Here is a 16,014-nt window from a genome sequence, read left to right as displayed (position 1 = left end):
TGAAGCAGGAGCTCAGTTGGGGCTCTGGATGTCACCAACAGGATGCGGGAGTCAGGTTCGATGAAAATCAAAGATCTGGTCAGTTACTGGGATAAGCACGCAAGCCGAAAGCTTACCCGTGATGCCCATGCTGTGGCTTTGTCTGATTTGCACCATCAGCAACTAGAAGCTTTGTCTGCACTTTATCCTTTGAAATCGCCTCAGGATCTGTTGCGCGACCTGATAACGGTGACGCTGGATGAGGTTGAAGCCGAATTCCCCTATGTGCAGGGAGATCAGGTAGTCGCCTTTGATGAAGAGGGCTTTGAAATGTATGAGGATAAGGGGCTTACACCGGAGTTTGTGCGCCTTAGCCAAAAGCATATCAAGCGACTTAAGGCTCGCCAGCTCGAATCAGTTGCCTGATTACGAGTCTTCCGGCAATTGTCTGGAATCGATGAGTTATTCTTTACGTTTGCCCAGCTTTTCGTCCAGCGGGCTACGGCTGGTCAGCTCGTCCAGTGCGGCGGCCACCATATCATTGAGAATGTCGCTTTCGCTGCGGTCCGGGTAAAGCTCAGCCAGAGCTGAAACCCTTGCAGCGTCTCCAAGAGGAAGCCTCAGGTTGTACTCGTGAGTGCGCTCTGCAAGCTCTTTCTTTTGCTCCCATTGCTTGGGCAGATCTGTGACTTTCATGGTCGCTCCTTAGGCACCTAAACGCCAATAGACTTTTCCAGTCGTTCCTTAGTATCGTTAGTTTACTTTGTCTCCGTCAATCCATAAGGACGCCAATGTGACCGAGCTACACCCTGATCTCCGAGAAAATGTCCGTATGCTGGGCGAACTGTTGGGCCAGAGCATACAGCGCCACCCTGGCCAGGAATGCTATGAGCTTATTGAGGAAATCCGGGCTGCCGCCAAAGCTGATCGCCGGCAGGAAAGCGGCTCTGGCCAGCGTCTGGTCAGCCTTCTTGGCAAATTGAGCGATGATGAGCTGCTGCCGGTCACGAGAGCCTTTAACCAGTTCCTCAACCTTGCGAACCTGGCGGAGCAGTACCACGGAATTCGCCGCAAGCGTGGGCATCAGTCGGATCTCATGGTTGAACCATTGGCGGGTGTGTTTGATCGACTGAAAGCTAGCGGAGTGAGTGCTGATGCACTGCATAAATGCGTGTCGGATATGCGCGTGGAGTTTGTGCTAACGGCGCACCCCACAGAAGTCGCCCGCCGCACATTGATCATGAAATACGATGAAATGTCGGATTGCTTGGCTAGTCTGGATCACGATGACTTGTTGCCGGCGGAGCGAGATGCCATCACCGAGCGCTTGTCCCGGCTTGTGGCAGAAGCCTGGCATACCGATGAGATACGCCATGAGCGACCCACGGCAGTTGATGAAGCCAAGTGGGGGTTTGCGGTTATCGAAAATAGCCTTTGGCAAGCGTTGCCCCGGTTTCTTGCCGATCTTGATGCGTCACTTCAGGATGCAACGGGCAAAGGGCTACCATTGCAGGCAACGCCCGTGCGCATTGCGTCCTGGATGGGTGGCGACCGCGATGGCAACCCAAACGTTACGCACCAGGTAACCCAAAAGGTATTCCTGCTCGGGCGCTGGATGGCCGCAGATCTGTTTCTCCGCGACATCAAATCGCTGCGGGCTGAGCTTTCCATGTGGCAGGCGAATGATGAGCTGCGTGGCTTTGCCGGCGATTCCCGGGAACCCTACCGACATGTGCTGGCGGAACTACGTGACCGGCTGATTAAAACCCGTGATTGGGCAGAGGCCTGCATTAATGGCGAACCTGCTAACGGCAATGGCATTCTGTTTGAAAATGAAGATCTCACGGCCCCGCTAGAGCTTTGTTATCGATCAATGGCGGAGTGCGGGCTTGAACACATAGCCAAAGGTGCCTTGCTGGATACCATTCGCCGCGCCCATACGTTTGGCCTGCCTTTGATTCGTCTCGATATCCGTCAGGAAGCCACCCGACACGCGGAAGCGGTTGCCGAAATGGTGGAGTATCTTGGTTTGGGTGATTATCTTTCCTGGCCCGAAGAAGACCGGCAAGCCTTTCTGGTTCGGGAGCTGCAAGGGCGCCGCCCGCTGGTTCCCCGGAACTGGGAACCTTCCGAACCAGTGCGCGAAGTTTTGGACACCTGTGAGGTGGTGGCGCAGCAAACGCCGGAAGCGTTAGGCTCTTACGTAATCTCTATGGCAAGCAAGCCATCTGACGTATTGAGCGTTATTTTACTGCTGCGTGAATCCGGCATGAAATTCCCCATGCGTGTTGTGCCGTTGTTTGAAACACTGGACGACCTGCGCGGCGCGCCTGAAAGCATGGCCGCCTTATACGAAGTGGAGTGGTACCGGGACTATTGTCAGGGGCGCCAGGAGGTCATGATTGGCTACTCGGATTCGTCCAAGGATGCCGGCCAGCTAATGGCTGCTTGGGCGCAGTATCAGGCCCAGGAGAAGCTTACTCAGGTGGCCGGCCGTTATGGTGTGCACCTGACCCTGTTCCATGGCCGTGGCGGTACCGTTGGCCGTGGCGGCGGCCCAGCCAACCGGGCGATTCTTTCCCAGCCTCCTGGGTCAGTAAATGGCAGCTTCCGCATAACGGAACAGGGCGAAATGATCCGGTTCAAGTTTGGCTTGCCCCAGCTTGCGGTGCAAAGTTTGACGCTATACACCACGGCGGTGATCGAGGCGACTCTGGCACCACCGCCTGAGCCTGAAGATGCATGGCGAGACACCATGGATTGGCTGACGGAGCGCTCGCTCAGGGCTTACCGGGAAGTAGTTCGGGAAAATCCGGATTTTGTGCCTTACTTTCGCCAGGTAACCCCGGAACAGGCGCTGGGTAAATTGGCGCTGGGCAGCCGCCCTGCGCGGCGTAAAGCCAGTGGCGGAGTGGAAAGCTTGCGGGCCATTCCCTGGATTTTTGCCTGGACTCAAATGCGGTTGATGTTGCCCAGTTGGCTGGGTAGTGATGTGGCGCTGGAAGATGCAGCTAAAGAGGGGCGCTTGCCTGCCTTGCGTGAGATGATGCAGGGCTGGCCGTTCTTCCGTACCTATGTCGACATGCTTGAAATGGTGCTGGCCAAGGCGGACCTACGCATTGCCAGTTACTATGAGAAAACCCTGCTGGACGACGATAAGCTCCGAACACTCGGCGTAAGCTTGGGTGCACGGCTTGAGGGTTGCGTTCAGCGCCTGCTGGAGCTCAAGGAACAGGATGAGCTGTTGGAAGACGAGCCTGTATTTGCCCACTCGATGCGGGTGCGCAACCCCTACACAGATCCGTTGCATTATCTTCAGGCAGAGTTACTGAGGCGTGACCGGGAGAGTGAAGGTAAGGGTGAGGTTCCTGAGCTGGTAGAACGCGCGCTTAAGGTTACAATGGCGGGGATTTCCGCCGGAATGCGCAACACCGGCTAAATCGACCGGGAACGGATATGGGGCCTGAGTGGCCCTGCCATAGATAACAGGAGTAGTGTTTTTGGCTCTCGCAGCGCGACTGGAGCGTTTTTTTAATCAGCAAGGTATAGCTTATCAGGAGCTGCCCATCGACCGGGCTACCAGCCTGGATGAGGCGGTATCTGCGTTGGGCGAATCCCGGGTGAACGTCATTAAAGCAACACTGCTGATTGATATCAGTGGCATTGTTATGGCTGTGCATAAATACGACAGTGCGCTTGATACAGAAGCTCTGCGCCAATTAACGGGGCGCTATTTGCAACCCCTGACGGCGCAGCAGACCATACGACTGTTTGGTGATTGTGATCCCGGGTTTACCCCACCAATTGGCAGTGCCTACGAGTTACCGGTGTTGCTGGATGAGAGTATTGCTCGGGCTGAGCGGGTGGTGTTTTCCAGTGGTACAGATCACTCCTTGGTAGAGTTGGATGGACCCTCGTTGCGTTTGGCTATGGCTGGTAGCCGGGAAGGGAATTTGGCTATTCGCGGGCCAGGCAATAACGGTGGCCGGGATGCGCTGACGCTGGCAGAAGTGGCCAGTAAGCTGAAAAAGCTGTACCGCCTGCCGCCAATGCCGGCACTGGCATTGCGTATTCTGCGCCTGACCTCCAACACCGAGGCCACGGCCCGGGAGCTGGCGGAGCTGATTGAGTTTGACCCTAGCTTGACCGCACAAGTAATGCGCTATGCCCGGTCGGCCCTGTTTCATTACCCCGGCCAGATTAACTCTGTTCAGGATGCTGTAACACGCGTGCTGGGTTTTGACCGGGTTGCCCACATAGCACTGGGCATTGCTTCAGTGCGGGCGTTCGATGTGCCCAAGGCGGGCATTCTGGGCATGGACAATTTCTGGCGCCACTCGCTGTATTGCGCATTTGTGGCCCAGCGCATGGCGCCCCACTGTGGTGCAGACAAAGGTTTGGCCTATTTGTGTGGTTTGTTGCATAACTTTGGCTTGCTACTGGTGGGGCACCTGTTTCCAGCGGAATTCAAAGAACTTAACAAGCTGCGAGAGGCCAATCCAGAAACCAGCATGCAGTCTTTGGAGCAACAGGTTTTCGGGCAGGGCAGTGAACAGGAAATTATATCGGTAGGCCATGGTGCCATTGGTGGCATTCTGCACCGGCTTTGGGAGCTGCCTGATCCGGTCATCAAAGCCGCAGGTGTGCACCAGCAGCCAGGCTACCAAGGCGAGCACCAAAACTACGTGATGATGGTTCAGCTGGCCAACGCGTTGCTGAAAGAGCGGGGTATTGGCGACGAGTTTAATTCAGATGATCTTCCCTCCTTGTTGCATGGCTTGGGACTGGAGCCTGGATTCGTGGATGAGTTGAATGCCGAAATCGATCAGGTTGCCCCTGAACTGGATGCTCTGGCATCGTCACTCAACACCTGATAATGGTCTTCTGCGCCTCCGTTATACGTCAGTTTTCTGAAGATGATACGGAGGTCGACTTTCTCTGAAGTGCCTGACTTCGTATAATGCGCGATCATCGAACTTGATCAACATCGGTTTCGACGGGAGAGGTTGTCGCAAAGGCTCAGGTTTTTGCCACAGTTTTTCAAACTTTAATAACGAAAATGGGAGCACAGCTGTATGCGAATCATCATGTTAGGCGCACCAGGCGCTGGGAAGGGGACGCAAGCCCAATTCATTACTGAGCGTTTTAGTATTCCCCAGATTTCCACTGGCGATATGCTGCGGGCAGCTGTAAAAGCGGAATCCGAACTTGGGCTACAGGTCAAAGAAGTAATGGCGACCGGTGGTTTGGTATCTGACGACATCATTATTGCGCTGATTGAAGAGCGGATTAAGCAGCCAGATTGCAAAAACGGTTATCTGCTGGATGGTTTTCCCCGCACAATTCCCCAGGCCGAGGCCTTGAAAGACCAGGGTATTGTGATCGACTACGTTGTCGAAATCGCTGTGGACGATGAAGAGATTGTTAGCCGTTTGTCTGGCCGCCGCGTGCATGAGGGCAGTGGCCGCATTTATCACGTCAAGTACGATCCACCCAAAGTGGAAGGTAAAGACGATGAGACAGGTGAGCCGCTGATGCAGCGTGCAGACGACAAGGAAGAAACCGTTCGCAAGCGCTTGAAGATCTACCACGATCAGACCGCGCCGTTGATCGGCTACTACCAGGATCTGGCCAAGACACAGCCGGAAGCGGCGCCAGAGTATGTGAGTGTTAAAGGCGTAGGCAGCCTGGACAGTATTCGCGAACAGATTAGTGCTCGCCTCAAATAATCCACTGATGTTCTACCGAGGCCATTCACGCCTGTGAAACTTTTGGCACTGGACACCTCCTCAGAGGGCTGCTCTGCAGCCCTTTTTGTTGATGGTGAGGTTATCGAGAAGTTTGAGATTGCACCCAGAGGCCATACACGCCTTCTGATGCCAATGCTGCGAGAGTTATTGGCGGAACAAGGGCTCAAACCAGCCAATCTCGATGCCTTGGCATTTGCCCGTGGCCCAGGATCCTTTACCGGCGTTCGTATCGCCACGGGTGTGATTCAAGGATTGGCATGGGGACTAGACCTCCCTGTTGTGCCTGTATCTTCGCTCGAAACGGTTGCTCTTGGTGCCATTGAAACCCTGCAGTTAACTGAAGGCAATGGCGTAGCTGTGGCCTTTGATGCCCGCATGAGCGAAGTCTATTGGGGCTGCTTCCTGAATCGTTCGGGCCTACCAGAGTTGGTGGGCGAGGAGCGAGTTTGTTCACCTTCGAAGATTGCTCTGGAGCCCGGCGTTGTGGAGTGGGCTGGCGCAGGTCAGGGTTGGGCTTTTCGCGACAAGATGCCCCCCGTGGTTTCAAACCTGATCACTGCGGTGGATGAATCTCTCATTCCCCGAGCCGCCTGGGTAGCACGCCTGGCCGCTTTGAAGTTTGGTCAGGGCTTGGCTGTGCCGGCAGAACAGGCGCAACCGGTGTACATCCGCGATGAAATCACCTGGAAGAAATTACCGGGTCGTGATTAAGGTTTTTATCTGATGTCACGCCCTAAGGCTTCAAGCGCCCCCTCTGAAAACGCGATTATTCCTCTGGCAGTTGCCCGAAGCCCGCTAGGTGATGAGCACAAAGCCAAGCTGCTCAGTTCTGAATTGTCCCTGCCATACCTCGGCGCCGTGCGGCCCAAAGACGTGCGGCATGCCAGCGCCTTGCTGTTTCTGGATGAGAACGGCTTGTGTCTCCAAGTGGCCGGGAAGGGTGCGCCAGGCCCTGTGAGGGCAGAGTTTGTAACCGGTAAGATGGGCTATCGTCGCGAGCATGGTGGTGGTTCAGGCCAGCTTGTTGCTCGCGCTGTCGGCTTGCAGAAAGCCAAAGCAGGCCTGCATGTTCTGGATGCGACAGCAGGTTTGGGTCAGGACGCGTTTGTGCTGGCCAGCCTCGGTTGTCGGGTCAGCCTGTTTGAGCGTAACCCCGTGATTCATGCGTTGCTGGCGGATGGTTTGGCCCGGGCAGCTCTTAATATGGATTGCGCACCTATCATCGCCCGAATGACGCTCAGGGCTGGTAGCAGCATTGACTGGCTGACGAGCGCCGAAGAGGCCTCAGACACGCCTGATGTGGCCGACGTTATCTACCTCGACCCCATGTTTCCCCACAGGGACAAATCTGCGCTGGTGAAGAAAGAAATGCAGGTGTTCCGAACGGTAGTGGGCGATGACGACGACTCAGAAGCTTTGTTGAACACTGCACTGGCCACCGCAACCTATCGTGTGGTGGTTAAACGCCCGCGGAAGGCACCGGCGATCCCCGGGCCTGAGCCCAGCACCCGGGTAGAGGGTAAGAGTAGCCGTTACGATATCTACCCAATCCGCGCGTTACCCTCACGCTAGCCCGCTAGGCGATCCTTTGCCCACTGACGCTCCGCGTTACGAGGCCATTACAAGCCCTGCCTGACCTCCTTAGACACATTTGGGCCTAACCTGGCCGCCAGGTTTGGAGCTGGTGGGGTTGTAGTTCCCGCGATATTCGAAGATCCGAATCTAACCAGCGCAGGCGCGCATGCTGCAGGAGTTATACGAACGCGTTCGCAAAACGCCAAAACTCTCCAGAGAAAAGAAGGTAACTATCTGATAGGGTTGGAAAGTTGAAGCAGGAAGGGTGGAGTTACACGCCCGTGGTGGGAGCAGGAGTGGCTCGAAATAGGGCGTATAACTCCGGCGGTAGCCGTGGTAGTTGGTGCTCAAGAATTTGTTTTTATTTGGAAAATCGTGTTTTCTTGAGTGTGTTTGAATGGAGTTTTACGAATGAGTGATATACGAGCTCGTTCGTATAATTAGCTGTTATAGGGCCTTTGGGAACCATGATTGATAAGCACGAAATGTTTGAATTGGCTCTCAAAGCTTGCCCTAGCTTTGAGCCTGCGTGGAAAGAATTTATCGCTGAATGGGATGGTGAAAAGGATCTGCCGTTGTATCTGGCTCTAGGCGACCTTTCTAGACATATTTCTAAACTGGTAGAAGAGAAGCAAGACTCTGAGCTTGACGCGTTATTTGCTGTAATAGAGCGCTGGCACACCGAGGGCAGTCCCTATGTTAGAGAAGCTGCAACCATCGGTTTGCTTGAGGGACTTCAAGGCGAGAGCAATGCCAGGTCAATTGAACTCTATCTACTGCCAGAATCAAAAATATGGTGGGATAGAGTAAACGAATTCTGGGAAAATGGTAAATTAATCAGTGAGTAACCGGCCCTATAACCAGTCGGTCAACCGGACGCCAAAAGCGTGGCGCTTTTGGTTCCCTCCGCTGACGCTCCGGCGCCGGTTACCTCAGCGTTGAGGCTGTAGAAAAACCCCAAAACAGGTCGTTTTTGGTAGCATTGAGCAAACAGACAAGGAGTCGTCGGAATGCCCCGCTTCAAGCATTACAACTACGACCAGGATGCGATGGTCGTCATCAATTATCAGGAACAGCTTCAGCCTGGCACCTTTGAACACGCCGTTCATTACCTGATTGAACACAAGCTGGATCTGTCGGTGTTTCACCCCAAGTATCGCAACGACGACACAGGCCGCACGGCTTATGATCCCGCGATTCTCCTGAAGATCATTCTGTTTGCTTACTCCAAGGGCATCACCTCCAGCCGCGAGATCCAATGGTGCTGCGAGACCAACATCATCTTTAAAGCGCTGTCCTGCGACACGGTTCCCCACTTCACCACCTTGGCCAAGTTCGTCAGCCTTCACGCCGATGAAATTGAAGAACTGTTCGAGCAGGTATTGTTGGTGTGCCATGAACAAGGGTTGCTGGGTAATGAGCTGTTTGCCATCGACGGCTGCAAAATGTCCTCCGATGCGGCTAAAGAATGGTCGGGCACCTTTAAAGAGTTGGGCGAAAAGCGGGACAAGCTGAAACGGCTGATTCGCCACCACCTGACTGAACACCACGCTCGGGATGAGGCGGAAACCGAAGTGGAATTGGATCGAGACATTCGCCGCGCCAACACCATACTGTCGCTGGATGAAGCGATGTCCAAAGTAGACCGTTTCCTAAAGACGAGCAGCCCAAGGATGGGTCAGGGGAAACGACGCAAGGAAGTGAAGAGCAACATCACCGATAACGAAAGCGGCAAGATGACCACCAGCAAGGGCACGATCCAGGGTTATAACGGCGTGGCCACGGTGGACAAGAAACACCAGATCATCATCGATGCCCAGGCCTTCGGCGAAGGGCAAGAACACCACACTTTAACGCCGGTGCTGGAGACGGTTCAGCAGCGCTATAAAAAGCTGGGCATTGCCGACAACATCTACCAAACCGGCGCGATTGTCACCGCCGATACTGGCTTCGCCAACGAAGCCAACATGCGGTACCTGCACGAACACGAGATCAACGGCTACATCCCGGACAACCGCTTCCGCAGCCGCGACCCGAAGTTCGCGGAGCAGAAAGATAAATACGGTAAACGGCACCAGAACCTCCCGGATAAGGGTTGGAAAGACACCCTTGCAACCAGTGAATTCCAGTTCGATCCCGTGAACCTTAGCTGTATCTGCCCGGCTGGTGAAACACTGACCTACCGGGGCCAAAGGGAAGCTGAGAATGGCAAGATCCGGGTGCACTTCGAGGGTCGGTTGCTTCAGTGCCGCCACTGCCCGAAGAAGCACAAGTGCATGCAGAATCCAGCATCAGCGGATCACCGCAATGGGTCTGGCCGACAGGTGTCGTTCACGATCGAAAACAAACGACTCCCCAACTACACAGACTGGATGAAACATCGGGTGGATAGCCCACAAGGCAAAGAGATATACGGCCATCGAATGTCGGTGGTGGAACCGGTGTTCGGCAACATCGGCAGCAACAAGGGCCTGAACCGCTTCAGCCTGCGAGGCAAAAAGAAGGTGCAGGGCCAGTGGCAGTTGTATTGCCTGGTTCACAATATTGAGAAACTGGCGAATTACGGACAAATAGCGGCATGATCGGGACTATGATACTGCCAATAAATCGCTCTTATAGGGCCATATTGGCGGTGTTTGGAGCTGAATATGGATAATATTGCGATGCTGCCGAAATTTAAAAAACTCGCGGCATTCAATTGCAGGTGATGAAAAAACAACAAAGCGGCTGTGGATTAGGCTCTGTGAAGGGTTTTTCTACAGGCTCGTTAGCGTTTACAAAGGATGAAGAATGAGCCTTGAAGATAAGCTATCTGGATGGACGGGCCCTTCTAGTGACACAGAGAAGGACAAACAGGATAGAACCGAGCGGATGATTCGTGAAGCGATAAACTCGCATGCGCCGTTCAATAATTGTTCGTTGAAGGTATTTGCAAAAGGCTCTTATGCTAACAATACAAATGTGCGTACAGATAGCGATGTGGATATAGCTGTTGAATGCACAGAAGTCCAATATTGGGGCGAGTCAGAAAAAGGTAATCATCCTCCCGGTCAGCCATACGAAGGAATTTGGACTCCTTCAAAACTTAGAGCTGAACTTATTGCCGCAATGACAGCTAAGTTTCCTGGACAAGTGGATTCGTCGGGTTCTACAGCGATACAGATAAATTCGAGCTCTTCGCGAGTGGATGCTGACGTAGTTCCTTGTTTTAGCTACCGCTATTACATGAAGTATGCAACGAGGGATGGAACTAAAATATTCAAAAAGGATGGTGGCAGTATCGTCAACTATCCAGTCCAGCAAATGGAAAAAGGAACGGCCAAGAATAATGCAACCGGATATGCCTATAAAAAGGGAGCCCGCCTGCTAAAGCGAATTGAAAATGCAATGGCAGCGGATGGAACATTTCGTGAATTATCATCATTTTTCATGGAATGTTTAGCATATAACTGTCCAGATGAAGTGTTTTCACGTTCAACATGGACGGAGCGCCTAAAAGGTATGCTTTTTCATGTTTGGGATAATCTTCAGGGCGACGAACCAGATGAGGGTCGTTGGCTCGAAGTAAATGAATGCTTTTTCCTATTTCATCCAGGCCAAAAATGGACTCGTGCAGATGGGCGTGAGTTTGCTAAAGCGGCTTGGAACTATTTTGGTTTTAAATGATGCGCAACGTGACGATTAAAAGCTCTTTATATTTGCTGGTCGGCATATCAGCAGTTGCTTGGTTTTCCCTTGCGTACTTTAGTGGCTTGGACTTGTCGAAGGTTAAGGGCTTTTTTGGGCTTGTCCCTAAAGTCGTGAGTATTGATCTTTTAATAGTTGCAGTTTTCGTGAAGTGGGGGTGGAAGCTTAAACTATTTAGAGGGTGGCTTGTTCCTTTCCCAAACTTGAATGGAAGCTGGTTGGGTTTTATACACTCTGACTGGAAAAATCCAGATACAGGAGAAAAACCGCCTCCAATACCTGTAATGCTTACTATAAATCAATCTTTCTTCCACATTAGTTGCATGATGCGAACAAGTGAAATGGAAAGTTCTTCCTACTCAGAAGGCTTTCTAATTGACCCAGATCGTCAAATTAAAAACATAGCATACTCTTATACTAGCAAGCCCAGGTTAAGCTTAAGTGAAAGAAGTATTCCGCATGATGGAACAGCGGTATTTAAAATAGTGGAGAGACCAAAGCTAAAGCTTATAGGGAGATACTGGACTGAAAGACTAACAAAAGGGGAAATAGTTTTGGAGTATCATTCAAATGAACTTCTCGAAGAACTTCCAGATGATCTTGGTGAACACCCCGTCACGGAAGTTGAGAATCGACGCTAACAAGGTGCTGCTAGGGACAAACCTACGCTGCGCTTCGGTTTGCCCCAGAGCACGGCGTTATAACTTTTGGGGACATTCTACATAATATGAAAGTGGTTCAAGGATGAGTAATCCAAGAAAGAAGTATTCTGATGCGCAAAATGTAGCCTTTCTTTCACAGGTTAGTCGAGTGTGCCCCTTATGTGCTGAGCCTCTTTTCTATAAGAAGAGCGGCAAGAGCTTCAAAAACTATGAACTGGCACATATATACCCATTAAATCCCACTAATGAAGAAAAGCATCTACTTCAAGATGAAGAACATCTAAGTGATGATGTAAATGACGAAGATAACATCATACCTTTGTGCGAGATATGTCATGGAAAGTTTGATAAGCCTAGAACTGTCGAGGAGTATCGAACCTTACTTTTACTAAAGAAGAAGCTCATTGATCGTAGTGGCCAAGAAGCAATTTGGAAAAGATATACGATTGAAGATGAAATCAGTCAGATCATAGAAGCTATATACGATGATCCGGAACTAGAAAATGACGCTGAAATTGATTTTACACCCAGAGAGGTGGATGAGAAGCTAGACTCTACTATTTCAAGGCCAACCAAATTAAAAATTAAAGGCAACGTTAGAGAGTATTACATATTTATCAGAAGAAAGTTCTCAGAGTTAGATGGCGTAAATTATGATTTTTCCGAAATTATTTCCCTGCAGATCAAGACATACTATTTAAAGCAAAAGAGTATGGGGATTGATCAGCAAGCCATATTTGAAAATATAGTTGCCTGGATTTACGCAAAAACAAAGCCAAAAACCAATGATGCGGCAGAAATTATGGCCTCGTTCTTTATCCAAAATTGCGAGGTTTTTTAATGTCTTTTCCTAGTAAGTTTACAAGTTTTGATAATTCGATCTTAGCTAAGATTAGCTTTTTGATTCTGGAAAAAGTTGAGGTAATTTCTTTGTCAGAGCTGATACACGCTCGGTTAGACAAATTTGAAGATATTAGTGAGTTTATGCTGGCGCTTGATGTGCTTTATGTCTTAGGAAAGATCGAATTGGAAGAGGGTGAAGGAGTTATTAGATATGTTAATTGAAATTCGTTGTGATAAGTTCAGAGAAAAGACTATAGGCTTTCACTCCGGTCTTAATGTTGTGTTAGGCGACAGTGTAGCCACGAATTCGATTGGCAAATCAACGCTACTAATGGTTCTCGACTTCGTATATGGAGGAGAGTCTTTTCTTGATCATAATAAAGATGTTGTCGATGAGCTCGGTCACCATGATTACTTTTTCACTTTTCAGTTTGGAAAAGAATTAGTTTACTTTAGAAGAGGAACACACACGCCAGACTTAGTATATAAGTGTGATGATAAGTATTCCGAAGTGGACCCCATTAGTATCGAGGAATACACCGCTTTTCTAAAGGCGTCTTATTCACTGGGAGATATCGAGCTTTCATTTCGGTCAATTGTGTCTCTTTTCTCTAGAGTCTGGGGAAAAGAAAATCTTGATGTAAAGCGCCCCCTCCATAGTTTTAAAAGTCAGAAACCCTCTGACTGCGTTACAAATGCAATTAAGCTCTTTGAAAAATATGAGCCGATAAAAATTCTATCGGAAAATGTAAAAAATAAAAATGACGAAAAGAGTACGATTAATAAGGCAGCTAAAACTGGGTTAATTTCCAAGACAACCAAGACGAAGTACAAAGAAAATATTACAAAAATTAATACTATAGATTCCGAGATTGAAGAAATTAAAAACAACCTAAAGAAATATGCTGTCAATATATCAGAGATAGCTAATAGAGAGGTTATGGAGCTAAAAGTAGAGAAAGATCGGCTTTTAGAAGAGAAGCTTAGATTAGATAGTCGGCTGCTTCGTGTGAGAAATGATCTAAACCAAAATAAGTCCATAAAAAGCAAGCACTTAGAGCCCCTGGTAAAATACTTCCCCGATGTAAATACTTCGAAACTCGAAGAAGTTGAATCATTTCACTCAAGTATAACCAAAATACTTAGAAAGGAGTTGAAGAGTAGCGAAGCTGAATTAGCATCATTGTTATCTTCAATATGTGAAGAAATCGATTTGATCGATACGAAAATATCTACTTCATTGGCAGAGTTAGATAATCCAACTATCGTTATTGATAGGGTTTATGAGTTGTCGCAAGACCACTCCGTGGCCAGCAAAGAAATAGAGTATTTCGAGATGGACACACAGATCAAATCGGATTTAAAGGAAGCAAAAGAACTGCTTGCTGCCGAGAAGGCTCGGATCTTGGAGTTGATCGAAAATATACTCAATGACAAGAATAGAAGAAATGTCACGGCGATATATAGCGAGGAAAAGAGGAGCCCAACACTTAATCTCGGTCAAAATAGCTACACTTTCGACCTGGTAGAAGACACTGGTACAGGCAAGGCTTATTCAAATTTAATACTACTTGACTTGGCATTTTTAGAGGTTACAGCATTACCTTTCTTGGTACATGATTCAGTGTTGTTTAAAAACATCCAGAATGATGCTGTTGCTAAACTGATTGATCTGTATGAGTCCACAGGAAAGCAAACGTTTATCGCGATTGATGAAATCGAAAAATATGGTGATGTACCGGAAAAGAAATTGAAAGCTAAAAAAGTCGTTCAGCTTGATAATAAGAATGTCTTGTATATCAAGGACTGGAGAAAGTGATAGGCGGTTATAACAAGTTGCTGCACGCGGACAAATTACTCGCTGCGCTCCTGATTTACCGGTGAGCAAGGCGTTATGCAGGTAAAGAAATTGAGTCTATCTATCTCCTATATCGTTGAAGATGCTGGGTGGGCCCAAATCACCATTTCTGGTGGTGAGGGGGAGATAGTGAACGACGTTTCTTATTTGCATGACAGCCTTCGGGATCTGGCAGAACTTGCAATAGAAATGAGATCTGGGGCTAAGACTGCGAAAGCAATCTTTATGGATGAGCCTGGAGAACTACAGTTGGTAGTGAGTAAAAATCAAAACCAAATAGCCTTTGAGGCTCGCTGGTTCAAAGATTGGCAGAGTTGGGGGCTCACCTCCTCATCAGATTACGATGTTTTGCTTAAGGGCGAGGCCACGGTGCAGCACCTTGTCGATCAGGTAACCGATGTTCTGACAAAAATCCATAAGAACATCGGCCCGAAAAAATACAAAGAAATGTGGGTTGAACACGAGTTTCCCTCGGAACAGTACCGGGAGCTCATCAATGCATAACCAGTGGGTGAAGCTGACCGGTACTACGCTGCGCTCCGCACCGGTAGCTTACCCAAGGCGTTATATTTCAAGGAGTGAACTTTGGAGCTCGTAATAGGGAATAAAAATTACTCGTCATGGTCGTTAAGGCCTTGGCTGCTTTTGTCAGTCCACGAGTTACCTTTTAAGGAAGTGCGGATTCGGCTGAATCAAGACGATACATACACTGCGCTTGCCCAGCATACCGACGCAGGGAAAGTACCGGTGCTCAAAGACAAGGGCTTGGTCATCTGGGATTCGCTGGCAATTTGCGAGTATATTTCAGAGCAGTATCTGGGCGGCCGCGGATGGCCAAGTTCCGTTCGTGCACGAGCGGAAGCAAGATCTTGCTGCGCAGAAATGCACTCGGGTTTCACAGAAATTCGAGGCCAATTGCCAATGAATTGCCGCGCAATCAGACGCAAAGTCCCTTTTAATGCAACCCTTGAACGAGAGATAGCTCGGATAGACCGAATCTGGTCGCAGTACCGAGAAACCTATTCGGCTACCGGCCCGTGGTTGTTCGGTGAGTTCTCTATTGCAGATTGCATGTTTGCACCAGTTGCGTCGCGATTCAAAACCTACGGGATCAAGGTCTCGGCGGTATCGTCAGAATATATGCAGTTCGTCCTCGATCATGAACAAATGAGGGAGTGGGTTAGCCAAGCTCACTGTGAGCCCGAAACCATAGGCGTGTCCGAGGTAGGAATATAATTAGCTGTTACGTGTTCCCATATGGAGGAGCTATCGCATGGATCTGGAATTTCAGCCAGGCAAGAACATAGCCATGAAAATCCCGGCTCACGAGTATCAGAGCACGGTACGATTCTATAGAGATGTGCTCCGCTTCACTGAGATACAATCCAATGGCCCGAACGACACACCAAGATTTGAATTTGGGGACAAAGTTCTGTGGCTCGACTGCATGCCTGGTTTAAGCCAGTCTGAGATTTGGTTGGAAGTCGTCACCAGCGATATTGGTGAAGCCTCTGAATATCTCAAGGCGCAAGGTTGTCATCGTAGAGACGAGATCGAGCCACTTCCAAGTGGGTTTAAGGCGTTCTGGGTATCAAGTCCATCCAACATTATTCATTTGGTGTCCTCGAGCAGTGACACGTAACAAGGCCACTAAATTCGC

General features: G+C 49.8%; 17 protein-coding genes. 16 read left to right on the top strand and 1 reads right to left on the bottom strand.

Annotated features, from left to right (window positions below; translation table 11 throughout):
* Positions 1-60: 60 nt before the first annotated feature.
* A complete protein-coding gene (locus tag AADB16_RS15900; protein WP_309044780.1) occupies positions 61-405 on the top strand; it encodes a pilin assembly protein in 345 nt (114 codons plus the stop codon).
* A 36-nt stretch (positions 406-441) separates the two neighbouring features.
* On the opposite strand, the gene AADB16_RS15895 is transcribed toward AADB16_RS15900, so the two are convergent.
* Positions 442-675: a hypothetical protein gene (locus AADB16_RS15895; protein WP_309044779.1), complete on the bottom strand. Its 234-nt coding sequence runs from the start codon at positions 673-675 to the stop codon at positions 442-444.
* Between the two features lie 97 nt (positions 676-772).
* On the opposite strand from AADB16_RS15895, the gene ppc reads away from it, so the two are divergent.
* The 15 genes from ppc (at position 773) to AADB16_RS15820 (ending at position 15,996) form a co-directional block, all read left to right on the top strand.
* Entirely contained in the window at positions 773-3,418 is a 2,646-nt protein-coding gene (ppc, locus tag AADB16_RS15890) for a phosphoenolpyruvate carboxylase (RefSeq protein WP_410804714.1), read from the top strand.
* A 61-nt stretch (positions 3,419-3,479) separates the two neighbouring features.
* Positions 3,480-4,853, top strand: a complete 1,374-nt coding sequence (locus AADB16_RS15885; RefSeq protein WP_410804712.1) for an HDOD domain-containing protein — start codon at positions 3,480-3,482, stop codon at positions 4,851-4,853.
* Between the two features lie 201 nt (positions 4,854-5,054).
* Positions 5,055-5,708 carry an adenylate kinase gene (gene adk / locus AADB16_RS15880; protein ID WP_309044776.1) on the top strand — a complete coding sequence of 218 codons (654 nt, stop codon included), beginning with the start codon at positions 5,055-5,057 and terminating at the stop codon, positions 5,706-5,708.
* Between the two features lie 33 nt (positions 5,709-5,741).
* Positions 5,742-6,440: a tRNA (adenosine(37)-N6)-threonylcarbamoyltransferase complex dimerization subunit type 1 TsaB gene (tsaB, locus tag AADB16_RS15875; RefSeq protein WP_410804709.1), complete on the top strand. Its 699-nt coding sequence runs from the start codon at positions 5,742-5,744 to the stop codon at positions 6,438-6,440.
* A 12-nt stretch (positions 6,441-6,452) separates the two neighbouring features.
* Positions 6,453-7,301, top strand: a complete 849-nt coding sequence (locus AADB16_RS15870) for a class I SAM-dependent methyltransferase (protein ID WP_410804707.1) — start codon at positions 6,453-6,455, stop codon at positions 7,299-7,301.
* Between the two features lie 470 nt (positions 7,302-7,771).
* Entirely contained in the window at positions 7,772-8,152 is a 381-nt protein-coding gene (locus tag AADB16_RS15865; protein WP_200371896.1) for a hypothetical protein, read from the top strand.
* A gap of 162 nt (positions 8,153-8,314) precedes the next feature.
* Positions 8,315-9,886, top strand: a complete 1,572-nt coding sequence (locus tag AADB16_RS15860; RefSeq protein ID WP_410804705.1) for an IS1182 family transposase — start codon at positions 8,315-8,317, stop codon at positions 9,884-9,886.
* Between the two features lie 208 nt (positions 9,887-10,094).
* A complete protein-coding gene (locus AADB16_RS15855; RefSeq protein WP_410804704.1) occupies positions 10,095-10,970 on the top strand; it encodes a nucleotidyltransferase in 876 nt (291 codons plus the stop codon).
* Between the two features lie 8 nt (positions 10,971-10,978).
* Complete coding sequence (locus AADB16_RS15850; RefSeq protein ID WP_410804702.1) at positions 10,979-11,632, top strand: hypothetical protein; 654 nt, start codon at positions 10,979-10,981, stop codon at positions 11,630-11,632.
* Positions 11,633-11,735: 103 nt separating this feature from the next.
* Positions 11,736-12,494, top strand: coding sequence for an ABC-three component system protein (locus AADB16_RS15845; protein ID WP_410804700.1), 759 nt, complete (start codon positions 11,736-11,738; stop codon positions 12,492-12,494).
* A complete protein-coding gene (locus AADB16_RS15840) occupies positions 12,494-12,718 on the top strand; it encodes an ABC-three component system middle component 7 (RefSeq protein ID WP_410804698.1) in 225 nt (74 codons plus the stop codon). The genes AADB16_RS15845 and AADB16_RS15840 overlap by 1 nt, the downstream gene beginning before the upstream one ends.
* Entirely contained in the window at positions 12,708-14,315 is a 1,608-nt protein-coding gene (locus AADB16_RS15835; RefSeq protein ID WP_410804696.1) for a DUF2326 domain-containing protein, read from the top strand. The genes AADB16_RS15840 and AADB16_RS15835 overlap by 11 nt, the downstream gene beginning before the upstream one ends.
* A 75-nt stretch (positions 14,316-14,390) precedes the next feature.
* The gene (locus AADB16_RS15830) at positions 14,391-14,858 is read left to right on the top strand and encodes a hypothetical protein (RefSeq protein ID WP_410804694.1); all 468 of its coding nucleotides are present in this window, start codon (positions 14,391-14,393) and stop codon (positions 14,856-14,858) included.
* 81 nt (positions 14,859-14,939) lie between these two features.
* Positions 14,940-15,590, top strand: coding sequence for a glutathione S-transferase family protein (locus AADB16_RS15825; protein WP_410804692.1), 651 nt, complete (start codon positions 14,940-14,942; stop codon positions 15,588-15,590).
* Positions 15,591-15,627: 37 nt separating this feature from the next.
* Positions 15,628-15,996: a VOC family protein gene (locus AADB16_RS15820; RefSeq protein ID WP_410804690.1), complete on the top strand. Its 369-nt coding sequence runs from the start codon at positions 15,628-15,630 to the stop codon at positions 15,994-15,996.
* Positions 15,997-16,014 lie beyond the last annotated feature (18 nt).

The sequence above is a fragment of the Marinobacter sp. KMM 10035 genome (assembly GCF_046537445.1).
Taxonomy (GTDB): domain Bacteria; phylum Pseudomonadota; class Gammaproteobacteria; order Pseudomonadales; family Oleiphilaceae; genus Marinobacter; species Marinobacter sediminicola.
The sequence above is the reverse complement of the archived record's forward strand: the minus strand, read 5'-3'. Positions and strand labels throughout refer to the sequence as shown.

Bases quoted from the DNA above. Each gene is read 5' to 3' on its own strand.
- AADB16_RS15865 (WP_200371896.1), top strand. From the start codon at position 7,772: ATGATTGATAAGCACGAAATGTTTGAATTGGCTCTCAAAGCTTGCCCT.
- AADB16_RS15855 (WP_410804704.1), top strand. From the start codon at position 10,095: ATGAGCCTTGAAGATAAGCTATCTGGATGGACGGGCCCTTCTAGTGAC.
- AADB16_RS15835 (WP_410804696.1), top strand. From the start codon at position 12,708: ATGTTAATTGAAATTCGTTGTGATAAGTTCAGAGAAAAGACTATAGGC.
- AADB16_RS15830 (WP_410804694.1), top strand. From the start codon at position 14,391: ATGCAGGTAAAGAAATTGAGTCTATCTATCTCCTATATCGTTGAAGAT.
- adk (WP_309044776.1), top strand. From the start codon at position 5,055: ATGCGAATCATCATGTTAGGCGCACCAGGCGCTGGGAAGGGGACGCAA.
- AADB16_RS15895 (WP_309044779.1), bottom strand. From the start codon at position 675: ATGAAAGTCACAGATCTGCCCAAGCAATGGGAGCAAAAGAAAGAGCTT.
- AADB16_RS15820 (WP_410804690.1), top strand. From the start codon at position 15,628: ATGGATCTGGAATTTCAGCCAGGCAAGAACATAGCCATGAAAATCCCG.
- AADB16_RS15900 (WP_309044780.1), top strand. From the start codon at position 61: ATGAAAATCAAAGATCTGGTCAGTTACTGGGATAAGCACGCAAGCCGA.
- AADB16_RS15840 (WP_410804698.1), top strand. From the start codon at position 12,494: ATGTCTTTTCCTAGTAAGTTTACAAGTTTTGATAATTCGATCTTAGCT.
- AADB16_RS15845 (WP_410804700.1), top strand. From the start codon at position 11,736: ATGAGTAATCCAAGAAAGAAGTATTCTGATGCGCAAAATGTAGCCTTT.
- AADB16_RS15870 (WP_410804707.1), top strand. From the start codon at position 6,453: ATGTCACGCCCTAAGGCTTCAAGCGCCCCCTCTGAAAACGCGATTATT.
- AADB16_RS15860 (WP_410804705.1), top strand. From the start codon at position 8,315: ATGCCCCGCTTCAAGCATTACAACTACGACCAGGATGCGATGGTCGTC.